The sequence below is a fragment of the Streptomyces sp. JLBG701 genome, from assembly GCF_058544905.1.
The window spans coordinates 10,473,001-10,491,468 of the sequence record NZ_CM178588.1 but is presented as its reverse complement, the minus strand read 5'-3'; the positions used below and the strand labels follow the sequence as shown (position 1 = coordinate 10,491,468).

The window sequence follows — 18,468 nt, the reverse complement described above, 5'->3', positions numbered from 1 at the left end:
GGTTGCGCACCCTCCTCATCGGCTTCACAGGCAACCCACAGTCATCCCTTCTCATCTTCTGGGGAGCGAGAGGCCCCCGGGACGGTCGGGGCGTCCGCGCCGGACGGTGGAGGAGAGACGTGTTGTTACTTGCCCGGCGAATAGGGGTGACCGCTGCGGCGGTCTTCGTGTTGGTGGGGGGTTCGCCGGGGTGGGCGCAGGCGCGCTCGGCGGCGGAGCCCGGAGTGGGGGCGGCCTCGGGCGTCACCGACCCGGTGCTGCCGCCCGACTGGCGGATCACCGGTGAGGGTCGGCAGCGGCAGCTGATCTGGCGGTCGGCCGAGCCCGTGCCCATGGGGGACTCGCGGGTCGAGTTCTACGACGGCGACCGTCTCCTCGGCCTGCCGAAGGCGGGCGCGGACGGGCGGACGTTCCGGCTCGAACTCGGCGCCGTGGGCCTGGAGTCGGGGAGCGATCTCCAAGTGCGGTCGTCGGGGCGGCGGTTGGACGCGGCCGGTGTCGCCGAGCAGCGGCGCGAGCTTCGTTCCCCGGCGGCGGTGAGTCCGCCGGCCGCGCTGCCGGCCAACTCCGTCGACCCGGGCAAGCCCGGCTCGTACCGGACAGTCACCGGCGAGTACAGCCTCAAGTCCGTACAGCTGCCCGGGTTTCCGAATCCCGTGGAGATGCAAGCCGTGGTGGTCGCACCGACCGGGGCCACGGGCAGCCGGCCGCTCGCGCTGTTCCTGCACGGCCGCCACTACACCTGCTACACCGCCACCGGCGACATCACCGGCGACTGGCCCTGCCCGGCCGGGACGAAACCGGTGCCCAGCCACCGGGGTTATCTGCGCGACCAGCAACTCCTGGCCTCCCAGGGCTATGTGACGGTGTCGATCTCGGCCAACGGCATCAACGGCCAGGACTGGGCCGCCGAGGACGGTGGCGCGCAGGCCCGTTCGTCGCTGGTGCGGCAGCATCTCGCCCGCTGGGCCGACTGGGCGGATCATCCGGCCACGGCACCCGCGGTCGTACGGAACGCGCCGAAGGCCGACCTGTCCCGCGTGCTGCTCGTCGGGCACTCCCGGGGCGGCGAGGGCGTGAACCGGGCCGCCATGGACAGCCTCTACCCGCCGCCCGCCGATCAGGACGGCTACCGCGGCCCGGTGCGCTGGCACATCCGCGGGACCGTCCTCATCGGTCCGACGATCTTCGGCCAGAACCCGGTCCCCGATGTCCCGTCGGTGACGATCCTGCCGGGCTGCGACGGCGATGTCTCCGATCTCCAGGGCGAGTTGTACGTCGACGGCACCCGCCGGGTCAGCCGGGGCGAGGCCCTGCACAGCGCCGTCTATGTGGTCGGCGCCAACCACAACTTCTTCAACAGCGAGTGGACTCCGGGGCAGGCCGAGGCGCCCGCCGACGACGACTTCTGGGACAACGAGGATCAGCCCGACCCGGTGTGCACGCCGGGCACCGCGACCCGGCTGACCGCCGACCAGCAGCACCAGGCCGGCTCGACGTACATCGCGGCGGCGGCCCGGCTGTTCGTAGCGCGTGACGATCGGGTACGTCCGCTGCTCGACGGCTCGGGCAGGCGGGCGCCCTCGGCGGATCCCGCGCGCGTCCTGACCCACGCGGTGGGCGCGAAGCGCGGCGCCGGGTTCCTGCCGGACAGCAAGGTGACCGTGACCGGCGGCCGGCTGTGCTCGGCGGTGGATCCCGACCCGGCCGTGGCCTGTCTGCCGTCCGACACCCCCGGAGGCTCGCCGCACTTCGCGATGTGGGACACGGACCGGGAGGCAGGCCGCCACGCGGTGGCGCTGCGCTGGTCCGAGCCCGGCTCCGCGGTACGGGTGCGCCCCGCTCAACCCCTGTCCCTGGGCGGGGCGAAGGGGCTGACGCTACGGGTCATCGTGCCGCCCAACACCACCGGGACCCAGCTCGACGTCTCCGTCACCGACACCTCCGGGCGCCGGGCGAACCTGGGCCGGATCCGGGTCGACGGACTGCCGGGGTCCGAGCGGACCACCTCCTACTGGGCGCGCGAGGTGCGGGTGCCGCTCGCCGCAGCCGCACAGGCCGGTCTCGACCTGCGGCACGTCAAGTCGCTGGAACTGACGCCGCGTTCGAGGTCCGGGCAGGCCTGGCTGATGGACGCCTGGGGCTGGCGTCCCGGCACGCCCGCCGTGCACGAGGCCGCGCTGCCCCGCGTCGACATCGGACGCACGACCGTCGAGGAGGGCGACACGGGCGTCAAGACCTACCAGGTGTCCGTGCGGGTCTCCGGTCAAGGCGGCGGGCAGGTACGGCTGTTCGTCCTCGACCCGGACACCGGCGCCGCCAAGGACCGACTGGTGACCGTGCGACCCGGGGGTGACGCCATCGACGTACCGGTCGAGGTGGCGGGAAACACGCGCTTCTCCTACGACGTCTCGCACGACGTCCTCGTGAAGGCGGTCCGGGGTGCCGTCGTCGGCTCGCACCGCGGCGGCGTGACCGTGGAGAACGACGACCCGATGCCCACGATCAGCGTGACACCGGTCGCGGACCGGGTCGCCGAAGGGGAGACCCTGAAGTGGCGGGTGTCCCTGTCGTCGGTCGCCGACTCGGGCGTGGGCGCGCTGTTCGCCGTGCAGCCGGTCACCGGCGGGGCGGAACTGTCCACCAAGGACGTCGACCCCCAGTGGCTCCTGGACTACACCGGCGAGTCGCCGGACCCGGAGCGCCCGCTCTCCGGCCTGGAGTACCTCTACCTGTGGGTGGACATCCCTGCGGGGCAGACCGACACGGAGGTGGCCTTGCCCACGGTCAAGGACCAGGTGACCGAGCAGGAGGAGTCCGTCCGCTTCCAGTTGACCGACGACAACGGTGAACCGCAGGACGACGGACCGGAGTTGACGGGCACGGTGCTCGACACGCCCTGACTTCCCCGGCACTCACCCACACAGTGTCGACACTATCGCGAATGTCGAACGTTCCACCTCTTGACCTCGCCATAGTGTCGACACTAGGAAGGGAGGGCGAGCCGCGCCGCGGTCTCGTACGACTGCCTCTACGAGGAGGTCCACGTGACCGGCAGGCTCTCCGGCAAAGTCGCACTCGTCACCGGCGCGGGCGCCGGGATCGGCCAGGGATGCGCCCTGCTCTTCGCCGAGCAGGGCGCGACCGTCGTCGGCTGCGACATCGACCCGGCCGCGGCCGGGCGGACGCGCAAGCTGGCCGCGGACAGGGGGCTGGAACTCGAGGTACTCGCCCCCTTCGACATGACGCGCCCCGCCGACGCCCGGCGCTTCGCGGACGAGGCGTACGCACGGCACGGACGCGTCGACGTTCTCGTGACCGCCGGCGCCATCGCCCCGCACATGGCGAGTGCGGCGGACATGGACTTCGAGGAGCAGTGGACGCCGACGATGCGGGGCGAGGTCGACGTCGTCTTCCTGCCCGTGCAGGCCGCCTGGCCGCACCTGGTGGCGTCCGGCGGCGGCTCCATCATCAACTTCGCCTCGGTGAACGCCTTCCGGGGCAGCGGAACCTTCGGGATGGTCGCGCACTGCGCGGGCAAGTCGGCCGTGCTCGGACTGACCCGTCAACTCGCCGCGGAGGGCGGTGCGTCGGGCATCCGCGCCAACACCATCTCGCCCGGCATGGTCCGCACGCCCGCCACCGAGTCGGCCGGGGCCCACGAGGGCGCGGCCCGCGAGGCGCTGCTCGCCCGTATCCCGCTGGGCCGGGTCGGCACACCCGAGGACATCGCGTGGTGCGCGGTCTATCTGGCGTCGGAGGAGTCGGCGTGGGTGACGGGCGGCAACTTCCCCGTGGACGGCGGGGTGCTGGCCAAGTGAGCACCCGGGTCGGGCGGATCAGGACTCCGTGCGTCGCTTCCGGGGCGGTTTGGCGGAGCGTGCCGCGTCCTGCTCCAGTTGCTCCTCCACCGCGCGCAGCGCCCGCACCGTCGCCCCGGCGATCAGGGCCGACGCCAGCTCCCCGTCCCGCTCCTCGCAGGCCTGGAGCAGCCGTTCCTGGTCGTCGATGCTGTAGGCCAGGCGGCCGGCGCGAGTCAGGCTCAGGTGGCGCAACATCAGGGTGCGCAGAGCCAGCGAGTCCAGGATCTGTTTCAGGGTGGCGTTGCCGACGATCTCGGTCATCCGCTCCTGGAGCAGTACATGGCTCCAGAAGTACGCGTCCACGTCATCGTCGTCGGCGAGCTTGCGCATCTTCTCGACCCGGGTGCGCAGTTCGGTCAGTTCCTCGTCGGTGGCGCGGTCGACCAGCAGGCCCGCGAGCATCGACAGGAGCTGTCGGCGCACCTGGTAGATGTCGCGGATGTCCTGGAGGGAGGGCGCGGCGACACGGGGCCGGCGCCGGGCCTTCATCTCGACCAGGCCCTCCTGTTCGAGGAGCATCAGCGCCTCGCGCACGGGCGTGCGGCTGGTGTCGAAGCGGCGTGACAACTCGACGCTGTTGAGGTCCTGCCCCGGTTCCAGACGCCCTTCGATGATGCCCGCGCCGACCCATTCGGCGATCTGCGCGACCAACGGTTCACGCCGGTCCCGCAGGCGCAGGAGGCGCTCCAGCACGAGGTGCGTGTCCTGATCGGTCATGCGGCGATTCTCCCTGCCTGGTCCGGGCTCACAGCCCGTTCAACGGTGTCGACACTATCTCATCCCGGGACAGTCCTTCATGGGCGTCCCGGCCCACCTGTCGACAGACAGTCCCGTCTGCCGACGTACCACCACACCCCTATCAGGAGGATCCATGAACGCAGACCGCACAGCTCCGGCCCTCAGCAGACGAGCCGTGGTCGGCGGTGCCGCTCTCGCCGCCCTGACCGCCACCGGTGCCGCTCAGGGCACGGCGCATGCCGCGTCGGCCGCGCCCCATGGGCAGGAGCCGTGGGAGCCGGTTCCGGTGCCCGAGCAAGTGCCGGTGACCGAGTACCAGGTTCCCGTGTCCGGCGGCGGCAGCCTGTGGTGCTGGGACACCGGCGGCACCGGCGAGCCGGTCGTGCTGCTGCACCCGGGGTCCGGCAGCGGCGAGAGCTGGCCCTACCAGCAGCCGGTGCTGGCGGGCGCGGGCTTCCGGGTCATCGGCTACTCACGGCGGGGCGCGTTCGGCTCGGTGGCCGGCACCAGGGCGGAGGCCGACACGGCCACCGGAGACCTCAACACCCTCGCCGACCATCTGGGCCTGGACACCTTCCATCTGTCCGGCTCGGCGGCGGGCGGCCCGGTGGCGATCGACTACGCCCTGTCGTACCCGGACCGGCTGCGCAGCCTGACCGTCTCCGGCAGCATCATGGGCATCCAGGACGCCGAGTACCTGGAGCTGACGGAGGCGCTGCAGCCGGATCCGTTCGGCGACATGCCCGTCGACTTCAAGGAACTGGGCCCCTCCTATCGCGGTGGCGACCGGGACGGGGTGGCGGCCTGGCTGGAGATCAACGCCCGCGCCAGGACGTCGGACGCGTTCGCGCAGTCCCTGGCCCACCAGATCACCTGGGCGGCGCTGGAGACTCTGGCCCTTCCCGTCCAACTCATCACCGGTGACTCCGACTTGTACAGCCCGCCGTCGACCATGCGCCTCAACGCCCAGCACCTGCGGGACGTGCAGACCCATATCGTCGACGAGGCGGGCCACAACCCGCACTGGGAGCAGCCCCGTGCGTGGAACCGCCTGCTGATCGCTTTCCTGAGGCGGCACGGCGGTCACCGGGCCTAGCCCCTGTCGCCCCCTGTCGTCACACGTCCAGAGCGACCAGGAAGCGGGACACCATGTTGTACGCCGCCACGGTCGCCGTCAGCTCGACGAGTTCCGTGTGGCTGAAGTCGGCGCGCAGGGCGTCGAACAGCTCCTCCGGAACCTGGATGTCGCGGGTCATCGTGTCGGTGTACGCGATGACCCGCTTCCGGCGTGGATCGAGGTCCGGCCGATCTCGGCGCAGCTCCGCCAGGTCCGCGTCGGTGACTCCGGCCCGGCGCGCTTCGGGTTCGTGCGCCGTCCACTCGTACTCGGCGCCGTTGAGCACGGCGATCCTCAGGATCACCAACTCCCGTAGGTCGGCCGGGAGTTCCATACGGCCGCGAACCGCGCCGAGCAGGCTGTTCCAGCCGTCGGCAAGTTGTGGGCTGTGCAGCAGCATGCGGTCGAGCGGGCGCAGGGTCCCGCCGCGGCGCTCGCGGATGCGGTGGGCGATCTCGCCGGTGCCGTCGGTGTCGGGGAGTCTTGCCACGAGGGTCCTTTCACAGAGGCGTGGACAACGGGTCACAGGGGGCGTGGGCAACGGGTCACAGGGGGCGTGGGCAACGGGCCAGCAGCCGCATCGCGTCGAGCCGCTCGACCGTACCGGGGTGCACGGTGTCCCCGAAGACCATGACCTCGGTGCCGGTGAAGCCGGACCAGGCGGGCAGCGCACCCCCGTTCGGGTCGCCCGTCTCGACGAAGCGGGCCCAGGCGTTGGCCATGGTGTGGGCGAGGGCGTGGTCGGTCTCGGTCCAGGGCCACGGTCGGCAGTCCAAGGTGTCCAGGGCGTAAGGGAGTTCGGCGGTGTGGTGGACGCCGTAGCCCGGGAGGCCGTCGCGCGGGGGCGTGAGGTCGAGGCCCGTCGGTAGTGGCGGTGTGCGCTCGAAGCGGTACATCCAGGTGGGTGCCCGGTCGTGGTGGGCCGTCGCCCAGTGCCAGACGGGGTAGGTGAACCGGCTCTCTCCGGTGAACCGCCGTGCCGTGCGCCGGGCTTGGTCCGTGTCACGCACGGGGTACAGCTCGTCGGTGCCGGGCTCCACCGGCAGCTTCCGCAGGGCGTCCAGGGAGGCGTACACGGACCCCTCGTCGAGGTTGCTGCCGACCAGGAGCGGTACGGCGTGCTGGCGGCCGGCCGTGAACACGTCGTCGCTCGGCTCGGTGAGGACACGTGCGTCGACGACCGGCCCGAAGTGCCCCTTGAGGACCAGCTCCACCCCGTCGAGGCGCCGCAGCCCGTCGATGTCCCGGTCGCCGAACTCCTCGGCCCAGCACAGCCCTTGCTTCTGCGCGACGCCCTGCCCGACGAGGGGACCCTCGGCGCGCCCCACTCCGGAGGCGCTCTGCGCGAGGGCCGCGTGGAAGAGGTCCCGGGCCGCGTCCGACGCCATGAGGTGGCAGATGTGGGCGGCCCCGGCGGAGTTGCCCGCGAGTGTCACGCGGTCCGGGTCGCCGCCGAAGGAAGCGATGTTCTCCCGTACCCAGGTCAGGGCGGCGACGATGTCGAGCAGCCCGTAGTTCCCGCTGGCGCCCAGGTCGTCCTCGGCGGCGAGTCCGGGGTGGGCGAGGAAACCGAGGGCGCCGAGCCGGTGGTTGAGGGTGACGACGACGAGACCGCGTCGGGCCATGGCGCGCCCGTCGTGGATCTCCTGTCCGCCGTGGCCGTAGCGGTTGCCGCCGCCGTGGATCCAGACCATGACCGGCAGTCCTGCCGCGCCGCTCGGCTCGGGTGTCCACACATTGAGATAGAGGCAGTCCTCGCTCATCGTCAGGGCCCGCTGGTCGGCGAAGTTGGTGTGGTACATGATCGAGTCGCGGGGCGGCTGCGGTTGCAGGGGCGCGGGCCCGAACTCGTAGGCGCGACGCTCCCCCTCCCAGGGCCGGACGGGCCGGGGCGGTCGCCAGCGCAGGTCGCCGACGGGTGGCTCGGCGAAGGGGATGCCCCTGAAGGCGGCCACGCCCGCCTCCCACTCCCCCGCGAGCCGCCCGCCCGCGCCGCGCACTCGGATCACGCCGGGGCCTTGTGGAGCGAGCCGTCCTTCATGACGGCCGTCAGCCGGTCGCGGTCCTGGAGGATGCCGATCTCCTCCAATGGTTCCCCGTCGACGAGGACGAGGTCGGCGAGGAACCCCTCCCGGATCAGCCCGAGTTCCTCGCCCATGCCCATCACCTGGCCGCCGTACATGGTCGCCGCCCGCAGGGCCTCGGTCGGGGTGAAGCCGAACCAGTCGACGAACAGTTCGAGGTCGCGCAGATTGCGCCCGACCGGGTTCCAGGCGAAGCCGTAGTCGCCGCCGGGGACGACGCGCACGCCGCGCCGGACGAGTTCGGGCACGACCTGCCGTACGGCCTTCGCGGTCGCCTCGACCTCCATGCCGGGCTCGGGTTCGCTGCCGGCCTCGTGGAGGTTGGCGTGGATGATCCCGGGGGTGGGTGCGACGAACAGGTGGTCGCGGGCGGCTTCGAGGAGGTCGAGGGCCTCCTCGTCGGCGAAGGTGCAGTGGTAGACGGCGCGGATGCCGTGGCGTACGGCCATCTTCACGGACTCGGCGGCGTGGGCGTGCGCGGTGAGCCAGACGCCGTGTTTGCCGGCGGCGTGCGCGGCGGCGGCGACCTCCTCGTCCGTGAACTGCACGATCCGCGAGGTGCCCTGGACCACCGCGCTCTCGCCGGAGAGCGACAACTTGACGATGTCGACGCCGAGTTCGGCCATGTCGGTGACGAAGCGGGAGACCGACTCGGGGTCGGACGCGCGACCGTCGACGCCCGGGAAGTCGTACACACCGGGTTCGACCATGCCCGCGCTGCCCTCCCAGGAGGCCGCCTTCAGTCGGGGGCCGGGCATCCAGCCCTCGGCGAAGGCCTTGCGGGCGGCGGTCTCCGTGCGGGGTAGCCGATTGCCGCCGGAGTAGGCGCTGGTGATGCCGTGGTCGAGCAGGACGCGGCCGGCGTGCGCGACGAGCAGGGCTTTCTCCTCGTCGGGTTCGTTGCGGCGCGGGGAGCGGTGTTCGACGGTGGAGCCGAAGCCGAGGTGGGCGTGGGCGTCGACGAGGCCGGGCAGGAGGGTGCCGCCCCTGCCGTCGATCACCCGGGCCTCGGTGCGCAGGTCGCGGGGGACGCGGTCGGCGACCACGGTGACGCGGTTACCCTCCACGAGGACCTCGGCGGGGAAGGGGTCGCGTCCGGTGCCGTCGAAGACCTGGACGTCGGTGAAGAGGATGCGGGTCACGACTTCTCCTCGATTAACTGTCGACACTCAGCCTGCCCAACACGCCTCTGACCGTCAATGGATGCGCAAAGTGTGGACATGAATCGCATCCGTGATTACGGTCCCGGTAGAGGCTCCGGCCCCCGGGATTCGGTTCGCATCCACCCGGGGGCCGGTTCACGCCTCCGTCACGCCACGGTCAGCGTCAGTGCGCCGGTGTAGGACGATCCCGCCGCGATCTCCGTCGCCGTGCCGTCGACCGTCAACGTCACGGTCTTCCCGCTCGGTGCCCGCACCGCCGCGTCGGACGCCAGCGTCAGCGCGGACAGGTACGACGTTCCGGTGACCGTCCAGTTCGTGCCGCTGCCCAGGGTCACGATGACGCCGTTGTTGACGACCGCGCTCGGGGTGTTGGTGACCTCGCTGATCTCTCGGTACTCCGCCGAGGTGATCGTGGAGACGTTGTGCTTGGCGGTCGATGCCGAAAGGACGCCCTCGACCGTGGAGTTGGTGAAGGAGAGGACCAGGTTCTGGCCCTGGAGGCTCGCGTTGCCGCCGCCCCGCACCGAGTTGTAGAAGTCGCCCGTCAGCTCGATGTCCGTGAAGGTGGCCTTCGCGTCGGTGGACTGGGCGGATGTGGTGACCCAGCTGGACGACTTGGTCGGGGACCCGGTGGGCTCGGTGTACGTGCCGATCGTCTCGGTCTTCCAGGGCTTGCCCGACACCGAGACGCTGCTGGGCCGGTCGGTGTCCATGAGTTGGAAGACGATCCCGTTGCCCGGGTTGATCGTGGCCCCGTCGGAGCCGTCCACGGTGACGGAGCCCGCCACCGCCTTGCACATGAAGGCCGTCTCGCCGGTGTTGACCTGTGTGCCGCCGTCGATGGTGACGGACCCGGCCGCGTACCAAAGGACCATGAAACGGCCGGCGCCCACGACGCTCGACCGCACCGGCAGCTTGTCCAACTCGGCGGTGGTGAGCCCGAGTTCCAGCGACTCGTTGAGGGCGGCGACCGCGTCCTTCGTGCTGTCGCCGTAGTGGGCCGACGCGCCCCAGTGGATGAGGGCGTAGTCGCCGACGTCGAAGGTGCAGCCGAGGAAGTGCTCGGTGACGTTGCCGATGGCGTACGAGCCGTAGCCCTCGCCGCCGGTGTTGGCGATGGTGCTGTTGATGGCGGTGAGGGTGCAGTAGCTGCCGCCGTCGACCGAGAGGACGCCCCACTTCTCGGAGGAGATCGTGGAGTTGATGTACGACGCCTTGGTACTCGCGCCGAGCAGGTTGGTGGTGCGGACGTTGCCGGACAGGCCCAGCATCCACGGCACGGTGATCATGTAGCGGGTGTCGCCGGTGCCCGCGCTCGGGTACTCGTCGGGGACCGTGCCGTCCGCGCAGTGCAGGGTGGAGTTCTTGACGACGACGTTGGCGGTGGCGTCGGCGATGACCGCGGTGCGGACCACGCCCACGTTGCTGATGGTGGCGCCGTCGAGGACGAGCGTGGTGCCCGCTCCGGTGCCGACGACGGAGGCCCCGTAGCCGATGAAGTCGCAGCGACCGTTGCCGTCGAAGGCGATCTTCGGGTCGGTGAGGGTGTAGCTGCCGCCGCCGGTGACGTAGACGCCGTTGAACGCCTCGCCGTTGGACAGGAGTTGGATGTTCGAGGCGGCGGTGTCGGTGACCGTGCCGCCGCGTACGTCGGAGGGGACCGACTTGGCCTCGTCGACCCCGTCGGCGTCGACGTAGATCGCCTGCCGGAAGGGGAAGGTGAGGTCGCTGTAGGCGAGGTCGGTGGCCTCGGCGACGTTGAGGGTGATCGTGCCGTTGTAGGTGCCGGCGGCGATCGCGGTGGCCGCGCCGCCGTAGCCGTCGGTGAGTTCGGCGAGCTGGGAGCCGGTCTCCACGCCGTTGACGGTGAGCGTGAGGCTGTAGCCGTCGGGGACGGTGATGACGCCGCCCTCCTCGATGATGAGGCAGCTCGCGGTCGTCGTCTCGGTCAGCTCCAGGGTCTCCCCTGCGGCGACCTCGATGCAGGCGGCCTTCTTCACGCCCTTCCTGGACGCGGCGTGCGCGGTCGCGGGGGCGACGAGCGTCGGGGCCAGGGCGGCGGTGACCGCCACGAGGAGGGCGCGGGGGCGGGCCCGGTAGGTGACCTCGTGGTCCAACGCACTGCTTCTGCTGGGCACTGTGAACTCCTTTGTCTTCCAGTGTTTTCGGGCAGGGTCGACCGACGTGGGGGCGTCGGCCCGGGACGGTGTGGTGAAGAAGGCGGTGTGGTGAGGAGAGTTCAGGGGGGAGCGCGTCAGGCGGGCGCCCCTCGGTCGATCAGCTCGATCAGGTTCCCGAACGGGTCGGACACGAAGGCCATCCGGGCGCCGGGACGAGGTGCGGCCCGCGGGGTCATCCGGATCCCCGCGCCCGCCGTCACGAGCCGGTCGAACTCGGCGTCGACCTGCTCGGGGGTGTCGACACTCACGCACAAGTGGCCGTAGCCGAGCGTGGCCGCCGCCTCCAGCGGGTCGGCGGCCGTGAGGCCGGCTGTAGCGCAGGGGCGGTGGAGCAACTCGATCCGGTAGCCGGTGGGGTGACGGAGCATCACACCGCTGAGGTCGGTGCCGGGCACCTCGAAGGTCGACTCCGTCGTCAGCCCTAGCGCCACGCCGTACCAGGCCGTCGCCGCCTCCAGGTCCGACACGGAGAGGCCCACATGGTCGAAGCGGGCTGTCACTTGCGTACCACTTCCGCGTCCTGCGGCGCCGTCGGCGGGGGTTCGGCCGGCTTCGGGTTGTCCGCCGCCCGTTCACCGCGGATCTGTGCCAGCACGCTCGTGCGCAGTTCGGCGAAGCGAGGGTCGGCCCGGGTCGTCAGCTGGTCGCGGTCGGTGCCGAGCGGGACGGTGAGCGTGTCCAGGACGGCCGTCGGTTTCCCGCCGAGGACGATGACCCGGTCGCCGAGATAGACGGCCTCGTCGATGTCGTGGGTGACCACGACCACCGTGATGCCGAGCCGTCGGCGCAGCTCCAGGGTCAGGTCCTCCAGGTCGAAGCGGGACTGGGCGTCCACCGATCCGAAGGGCTCGTCCATCAGCAGCACGGGGGCGTCGTAGGCGAGGCCGCGCGCGATGGCCACCCGCTGCTGCATACCGCCGGAGAGCTGCCACGGGTACTTCTCGCCGACGTCCACCAGCCCGACCGCCTCCAGGCAGTCCAGCGCGCGCCGCTTGCGCTCGGCCTTCCGCACGCCCCGGCCCTGGAGCGGGAACGCCACGTTGTCCCACACCCGCAGCCAGGGCAGCAGCGAGCCGCGGTAGTCCTGGGAGACGACGGCGATGTCGGCGTGCGGTTCGGTCAACCGCTGTTCCCCGTAGCGCACTTGGCCCGAGGTGGGCCTGGCCAGTCCGGCGAGACAGCGTAACAGCGTCGTCTTGCCCGCGCCGGACGGGCCGACGACGCACACGGACTCCCCCGGGTCCACCCGCAGGGACAGTCGGTCGAGGACACGGTGCTCCTGCGGCCCCTGTCCGAAGGTCATGCAGAGGTCCTCGACGTACAGGCTGGATCCGCGTGTCATACGACGACTCCGTTGCTCTTGATGCTCTCGGTGCTGTCGGTCCGTGCCGAGGGGCCTGGGACTGGACGGGGCGACCGGATGCGGGGCGCGCGCTGGTGGTACCAGCCCAGGAGGCGGTGCTCGACGAGCAGGAGCAGCACGCTCAGGCCGTACCCGAGGATGCCGATCAGGATGGTGCCGGCCCAGGTCTCGGCCACGTGGAAGCTCGAACCGCTCTGCAGGATGAAGTTGCCGAGGCCCACCGGCGATCCGTAGATCTCGCTGACGACCATGAGGACGACGGCGATGGACAGGGCGACCCGGATGCCCGCGAGGATCTGCGGCAGGGCGCCGGGCAGGACGACCCGGCGCATCCGCAGAGTCCAGGGGATGCGGTAGCCGCGGGCTGTCTCGTGCACGGCCGGGCTGATCGACTGCACACCGCTGATCGTGTTGAGCAGGATCGGCCATACCGATCCCAGGAAGATCAGGAAGATCTTCGGTCCGGAGCCGATGCCCAGGGTGAGGATGATGACGGGCACGAAGCCCACGGTGGGGGTCGCGCGGGCGAAGTCGAGCAGCGGGCCGGTCGCCAGGCGCAGGGTGCGTACCTCGCCGATGACGAGTCCGGCGCCCACGCCCACGATCGTGGCGAGTGCCAGACCGAGGAGGATGTTGCGCAGGCTGAACAGCAGGTCCCCGAAAAGTCCGCCGTGCAGCAGCTCGTCCCACAGGGTGGTGAGGACCTCGGTCAGCGGCGGAAAGTAGAAGCTGGTGCTGCCCGCTGTCGACACCAGCAGGACCACGAACACCAGGACAGGCAGCCACAGTTGACGCAGGACGGGTTTCCAGGGCACTCGGCTACTCCTTTCCTGCCTGCACGGGCGGACGCCAGCGCAGCAGCCGGTGCTCGGCGAACTGCGCGAGCAGGTTGATCGTGTACCCGATGGCCCCGGCGGTCAGGATGTACGCGTAGGCCCGCGCGGAGGCACCACCTTGCTGCGAGTCCATGATCATGTGGCCGATGCCGGGCAGCGTGGTGAGCACTTCGACCCCGATGGACACCAGCACCGAGGTCGTCGCCGCCAGTCGCAGACCCGTCATGATCGACGGGACGGCGGCCGGCAGGACCACCCGGCGCAGGCGCAGCAGGCGCGGAATGCGGTAGCCGTGCACGGTCTCCAGCACGGCCTGGCTCACGCTGCGTGCTCCGTACTGGGCCTGGAGCAGCACCGGGAAGACGCAGGCGATGAAGACGACCGTCGCCTTCATGCCCGGGGTCGAACCGAGGACGAGCAGGAACACCGGCAGCAGGGCGATCACCGGGAAGGACCTCAGCACCTCCATCAGCAGCCGGGAGGACTCCTCGGCCGCCGCGTACACACCGGTCAGCAGGCCGACCGGGATGCCCACCGCCATCGCCACGAGCAGTCCGGTCACGGCGCCCCGCAGGGTCTCCCCCACCGCCTGCCAGAACGCACCGCTGCCGAGGAGGTCGCCGAGTGCGCCGGCCACGGAAACCGGCCCCGGGAGCGCGGTAGAACTGACCACGCCCACTGCCGCGATCAGCGCCCACAGCAGCAACACGGCGACGAACGCGCCGAGTTGCAGCAGTCGGACCTTGGCCATCGCTACTCCCCGGCCGTGGTCGGGGCCTGGTCCCAGTAGAGGGCGTCGTCCTTGGGCTCGTTGTCGAGCAGGTCGAACTCGTGCATCTTCGTGATGACGGTGCGCATGACGGTGGTGTTGAGGGTCTTGTCGTAGTAGTTGGTGTCGTGCGCGTCGATGAACTCGGCGGGGACCTCGGTGTACTTCTTGTCGATCGCCTTGACGGCCGCGGGGTTCTCGTTGGCGTACGTGATGGCCTTGGCGACCGCGTCGATGAACTTCTTCGCCGCGGCGCTGTTCTTCGACAGGTACTCCTCGCTGGAGAACAGCAGGCCCTGGACCATGCCGGGCACGTCGTTCATGCCGTTGCCTATGGAGCGCAGTCCGCTGTCCTTGCCGGCGAAGTAGAAGGGCCCGAAGGAGAAGATCGCGTCCGTCTTGCCGGAGGTGGCGGCGTCGGTGAGCGAAGTCGTGGGCAGGGCAACGAACTTGACCTTGCTCGGGTCGCCGCCGTCCTTCTGCACCAGGTACTCGCAGATGAACTGGATGGTCCCGCCGAGCGCGGAGATGCCGACTGTCTTGCCCTCCAGGTCGGAGAACGACGCGATCGAGCTGTCCTTCTTGACCAACAGCCCGTCGGTGGGGTCGGTCTTCGTCGTCGCCGACTGAAGACCGGTCACGATCCGCAGGGGCATCTCCTGGGCGGCGCTCTTGAGGAAACCGGAGCTGTCCGTCATCGCGAACTGGGCCTCGCCGTTGAGGACGGACGGCGCGTTCTGCGAGGTGTCCTGGGCGCCGGCCTTGATGGTGACGTCGAGGCCCGCGTCCTTGAAGTAGCCCTGCTGCTCGGCGATGTAGAGCGGTTCGAAGATGGCGCCGTTGGAGCGCAGGACGGTGATCTTTGCCTTGCCGTCGGAGGTCGTGGCGGTGGCCGAGTCGCCTCCGCAGCCGGTGACCGTGAGGGATCCGGTGACGGCCAGGGCGGACAGCAGGATGAGGGCGCGACGCCGCGGGGTTCTCGAGGTCTGCATGGAACGGCTCTCCTTTGAGCTTTCCGAGTACGGGCTAGTTCGTCCGCGCGTGTGCCGCGGCGGCGTAGACGGTCGTGGATTCCCGAGGGGTCATGTACGTCCGGAACAGCCCCTCGGGGTCGTACACGGCCCGGATCCTCTCCAGGCGCGCGGCGTTGGCGGGGCTGAGCCCGTAGTCGAAGCGGTCGGCGAGGTTGTTGTCGGAGAACTGCAGGCCCTTCGACAGGTGCTGGATGGCGGCCAGTTCGCCGTGCGCCCAGCGTTCGTGGGCGAGGTCCTCGGCGGGATCGGTCCAGCCCGCGTTGGGCGAGAGGTACGCCTTGGCCTGACTGGACCAGCAGGCGTTCGCGCGCTCCGGGAATCCGCCCCAGAGCATCCACAGGACATGGCTGGTGGTGTCCGGGATCGAGTCGAACAGGGGCCGCGCCGCCTCCAGGATCTTCTCGACCGGCCCGTCGGCCCAGATCCCGTCGAGCGCCCAGCGCATGCGGGCCGGGGTCATCCTGTCGGCGTAGCCGTACAGTTCGGCCATGTCGGTCTCCTGCGCGACCACCGCGCGCAGCGCGTGTTCCCGGAAGGGCGCCTCCTCCAGCAGGGCGAGCGGGTTGCCGTCGCTCTCGCAGAAGGCGGTGGCGGTGACGGAGACGGTCTTGCGGTCGAGCCCGGGAGTGCTGTGCTTTTCTGGGGGCAAGCCCCCAGACCCCCACCCGACCTTCGCAGAGAACTCGACCTCGGGCGCCAGCCGTTCGAGGGTGTCGTACGACCATCCGAGCACCTCGTCCCGCAGGTCGAGCGGGTAGCTGTGCACGGTCCGCAGGATGCGGCGGGGCAGGTCGTGCAGGGCGAGGTGGAAGCGGGTGACGACGCCGAAGAAGCCGGGGCCACTTCCTCGGGCCGCCCAGAGCAGGTCGGGGTGGTTGTCGTCGGTGGCGTGGACCAGGGGGCCGTCGGCGAGGACGACGTCGATGGCTTCGATGCTCAGACAGGCGGGGCCGAGGCGGCGCGAGTTCCAGCCGTACCCGCCGCCCAGGATGAAGCCGCCGATTCCGACGGTGGGCGCGTGTCCGGTGGGGAAGAACAGTCCGTACGGGGCGAGTTGTTCGAGCAGCGCAGGCCCCGTGGCCGCGGGTTGCACGGAGGCGGTGCACGCCACGGGGTCGACGGTGACGTCGTTCAGCCGTGAGAGGTCGAGGAGCATGCCGCCGTCCCGCACTCCGTTGCCGACCCAGCTGTGGCCGCCGGAGCGGATCCCGACCGGCAGTCCTTGGCGGTGGGCGAGCCGTACGGCGGCCACGACGTCCCGCTCGTTCTCGGCGAGCACGATGACGTCGGGGTACCGGTCGGGCTTGCGCTCGTTCCAGACGGCGTCGAGGCGTGCCGGTTCGTATGCCTCGTCGCCGCGCCGGAGGAGCTTGTCCTGGGACAGCTCAGGCATGGCCGTTCTCCTCACGCGGGGTTCGAGTCGGGACACTACTGTCGACACTTTCGGCCTTCAAGGGATGTGACAGCGAAATAATTGCCACCTCTGCCGACACTAGTGAGTTCATGGGTAATCCTCGACAAGTCGACGGGTTCTCTCAGGGAATTGACGGGAAGCCGAAGAGCTCGGCCGGGTTGTCGACCATGAGTCTTCGCAGGTGCCCCGGGTCGGGCGCGATGCGCTCGACGAGGTCGACGAGCAGCCCGTCATCGGGGGCCTCGCCGGCGATGTTGACGTGCGGATAGTCGGTCCCCCACACCACCCGCTCGGGCGCGTGCGCCACCAGCGCGGCGGCCAGGGCCACGGCGTCGGCGTACGGCGGGCCCTCCCGTGAGATCCGGTCGACGCCACTGACCTTCACCCAGACCCGCCCGCTGTCGATCAGTGCGCGCAGAGCCATCCCGTGACGCCCGTCAGCGAGGTCGACCCGCCCCATGTGGTCGACGACCACCCGCCCGGGCAGGGCGCGTACCACGTCCTTGAGATCGGCGATCTCCTCGCCCCGCACGTGGAGTTGGGCCGCCCAGCCGAGCCCGTCGACGCGTTCGAGCACGGAGTCGATCTCGGCCCGGGAGGGCGGGGTGCGCAGATGCGGCAGGAAGTTGAGCCGGAAGGCCCGTACGCCGGCCCGGTGCAGTTCCTCGATCTCGGCCCTGGTCGTCGTCTCGCCGATCAGCGCCACGCCTCTCAGCCGGCCGCCGCCGAATCTCAGCGCGTCCAGCAGCACGGCGTGGTCGTATCCGTGGCAGGAGGACTGCACGACCACCGCCCGCCCCAGCCCCAAGTGAACGTGCAGGGCGCGGAGTTGTTCCTTCGGCGCGTCGAGCGGGGTGAACGTGCGGTCCGGGGCGTAGGGGAAGACGTCGGCGGGGCCGAGGATGTGACAGTGAGCGTCGCAGCTGCCTGGCGGGAGTACGAGGGACGGGGTGCGCGGGGCGGGATGCGGGGGCGGGCAGCCGGGTGAAGGGGCCGACAGGGCACTCGGCATGGGCGTCAACCGGCCCTCGTCCACGGCGGGTTCAGTCACAGCGCGCCGTCATTCCGCCGTCGACGACGATCTCCGTACCGGTGACGAAGCGGGCCTCGTCGGAGGCGAGGAAGAGCGCCGCGTACGCCGTGTCGCGGCCGTCGCCCATGAAGCCGAGCGGAATGCGGGCCTGCCGCTGGGCCAGCAGCCCGGCCACGTCACCGCCCGCGCGCTGATGGGCGAGGCGGGCCTCGACCATCGGGGTGTGCAGCTGCCCGGGGACGACGGTGTTCACGCGGATGCGGTCGGGCGCGTACTCGACGGCGGTCACCCGGGACAGCTGGATGACCGCCGCCTTGGCGGCCGCGTACCCCACCTGGGCGGCACCCGTCCAGCGCAGCCCGGACGCCGAGGCGGTGTTGACGATGGCGCCCCCACCGCCGCGCCGCATGATGGGGATGACGTGCTTGCAGGCCAGGAAAGCGCTGGTCAGATTGGTGCGCAGCTGGCTCTCCCAGTCCTCGACACTGAGGTCGACCGCGCCGCCCGCGCGGGATCCGCCGACGTTGTTGACGAGGACGTCGATGCGGCCCGCGAGGCGCTCGCACTGGGCGAAGTAGTCCTCGACGGCGGCGGGTTCGGTCACGTCGAGGACCGCCGTGTGCGCGGTGCCGCCCTCGTCCCGGATCTGCTGTGCGGTGATCTCCAGGGACTCCTTGTCCCGGTCGGCCAGGAAGACGGTGGCGCCCTCCCTGGCGAAGATCACGGCGGTGGCGCGGCCGTTGCCCCACCCGGGGCCGACGCTGCCGGCGCCGCCGATGACGGCGAAGCGCCCCGCCAGGCGGCCTGGCCGCTCCTCGGGCACGTCTTGGGTCACGGAGTCTCCCTCGGTCGGGTCCGTTGGGTTGTCGACAGT

16 protein-coding genes are annotated in these 18,468 nt (G+C 70.7%); 3 read left to right on the top strand and 13 right to left on the bottom strand.

The annotated features are described in order from the left end of the window. Positions 1-122 precede the first annotated feature (122 nt). Positions 123-2,903: an alpha/beta hydrolase family protein gene (locus AC5DRG_RS47990; RefSeq protein WP_491813359.1), complete on the top strand. Its 2,781-nt coding sequence runs from the start codon at positions 123-125 to the stop codon at positions 2,901-2,903. Between the two features lie 144 nt (positions 2,904-3,047). Next, positions 3,048-3,821 carry an SDR family NAD(P)-dependent oxidoreductase gene (locus tag AC5DRG_RS47985; protein ID WP_491806617.1) on the top strand — a complete coding sequence of 258 codons (774 nt, stop codon included), beginning with the start codon at positions 3,048-3,050 and terminating at the stop codon, positions 3,819-3,821. A gap of 18 nt (positions 3,822-3,839) precedes the next feature. Here AC5DRG_RS47985 and AC5DRG_RS47980 read toward each other — a convergent pair whose 3' ends face one another. Beyond that, positions 3,840-4,580, bottom strand: a complete 741-nt coding sequence (locus tag AC5DRG_RS47980; protein WP_491806616.1) for a GntR family transcriptional regulator — start codon at positions 4,578-4,580, stop codon at positions 3,840-3,842. 154 nt (positions 4,581-4,734) lie between these two features. Here AC5DRG_RS47980 and AC5DRG_RS47975 point away from each other — a divergent pair, with 154 nt between their 5' ends. Then, positions 4,735-5,697, top strand: coding sequence for an alpha/beta fold hydrolase (locus tag AC5DRG_RS47975; protein WP_491806615.1), 963 nt, complete (start codon positions 4,735-4,737; stop codon positions 5,695-5,697). A gap of 19 nt (positions 5,698-5,716) precedes the next feature. Here AC5DRG_RS47975 and AC5DRG_RS47970 read toward each other — a convergent pair whose 3' ends face one another. The 12 genes from AC5DRG_RS47970 to AC5DRG_RS47915 all read right to left on the bottom strand — a co-directional run bounded on the left by AC5DRG_RS47970 (position 5,717) and on the right by AC5DRG_RS47915 (position 18,429). Then, the gene (locus AC5DRG_RS47970; RefSeq protein WP_491806614.1) at positions 5,717-6,208 is read right to left on the bottom strand and encodes a carboxymuconolactone decarboxylase family protein; all 492 of its coding nucleotides are present in this window, start codon (positions 6,206-6,208) and stop codon (positions 5,717-5,719) included. A gap of 55 nt (positions 6,209-6,263) precedes the next feature. Continuing rightward, a complete protein-coding gene (locus AC5DRG_RS47965) occupies positions 6,264-7,727 on the bottom strand; it encodes a carboxylesterase/lipase family protein (protein ID WP_491806613.1) in 1,464 nt (487 codons plus the stop codon). Beyond that, positions 7,724-8,944, bottom strand: a complete 1,221-nt coding sequence (locus AC5DRG_RS47960; protein WP_491806612.1) for an amidohydrolase family protein — start codon at positions 8,942-8,944, stop codon at positions 7,724-7,726. The genes AC5DRG_RS47965 and AC5DRG_RS47960 overlap by 4 nt, the downstream gene beginning before the upstream one ends. Before the next feature lie 167 nt (positions 8,945-9,111). Further along, positions 9,112-11,103, bottom strand: coding sequence for an autotransporter outer membrane beta-barrel domain-containing protein (locus AC5DRG_RS47955; RefSeq protein ID WP_491806611.1), 1,992 nt, complete (start codon positions 11,101-11,103; stop codon positions 9,112-9,114). A gap of 116 nt (positions 11,104-11,219) precedes the next feature. After that, the gene (locus tag AC5DRG_RS47950; RefSeq protein WP_491806610.1) at positions 11,220-11,645 is read right to left on the bottom strand and encodes a VOC family protein; all 426 of its coding nucleotides are present in this window, start codon (positions 11,643-11,645) and stop codon (positions 11,220-11,222) included. Then, complete coding sequence (locus AC5DRG_RS47945) at positions 11,642-12,487, bottom strand: ABC transporter ATP-binding protein (protein WP_491806609.1); 846 nt, start codon at positions 12,485-12,487, stop codon at positions 11,642-11,644. Before AC5DRG_RS47945 ends, AC5DRG_RS47950 begins: the two co-directional genes overlap by 4 nt. After that, complete coding sequence (locus AC5DRG_RS47940; protein ID WP_491806608.1) at positions 12,484-13,323, bottom strand: ABC transporter permease; 840 nt, start codon at positions 13,321-13,323, stop codon at positions 12,484-12,486. Before AC5DRG_RS47940 ends, AC5DRG_RS47945 begins: the two co-directional genes overlap by 4 nt. 4 nt (positions 13,324-13,327) lie before the next feature. After that, positions 13,328-14,095 carry an ABC transporter permease gene (locus tag AC5DRG_RS47935; protein WP_491806607.1) on the bottom strand — a complete coding sequence of 256 codons (768 nt, stop codon included), beginning with the start codon at positions 14,093-14,095 and terminating at the stop codon, positions 13,328-13,330. Between the two features lie 2 nt (positions 14,096-14,097). After that, positions 14,098-15,105, bottom strand: a complete 1,008-nt coding sequence (locus tag AC5DRG_RS47930; RefSeq protein ID WP_491806606.1) for an ABC transporter substrate-binding protein — start codon at positions 15,103-15,105, stop codon at positions 14,098-14,100. 34 nt (positions 15,106-15,139) lie between these two features. Then, positions 15,140-16,540 (bottom strand): FAD-binding oxidoreductase, encoded by a 1,401-nt coding sequence (locus AC5DRG_RS47925; protein ID WP_491806605.1) that lies wholly within the window; start codon positions 16,538-16,540, stop codon positions 15,140-15,142. Between the two features lie 142 nt (positions 16,541-16,682). Beyond that, on the bottom strand, positions 16,683-17,612 hold the full coding sequence (locus AC5DRG_RS47920; RefSeq protein WP_491806604.1) for an amidohydrolase family protein: 930 nt from the start codon (positions 17,610-17,612) through the stop codon (positions 16,683-16,685). After that, a complete protein-coding gene (locus AC5DRG_RS47915) occupies positions 17,605-18,429 on the bottom strand; it encodes an SDR family NAD(P)-dependent oxidoreductase (RefSeq protein WP_491806603.1) in 825 nt (274 codons plus the stop codon). The genes AC5DRG_RS47920 and AC5DRG_RS47915 overlap by 8 nt, the downstream gene beginning before the upstream one ends. Positions 18,430-18,468 lie beyond the last annotated feature (39 nt).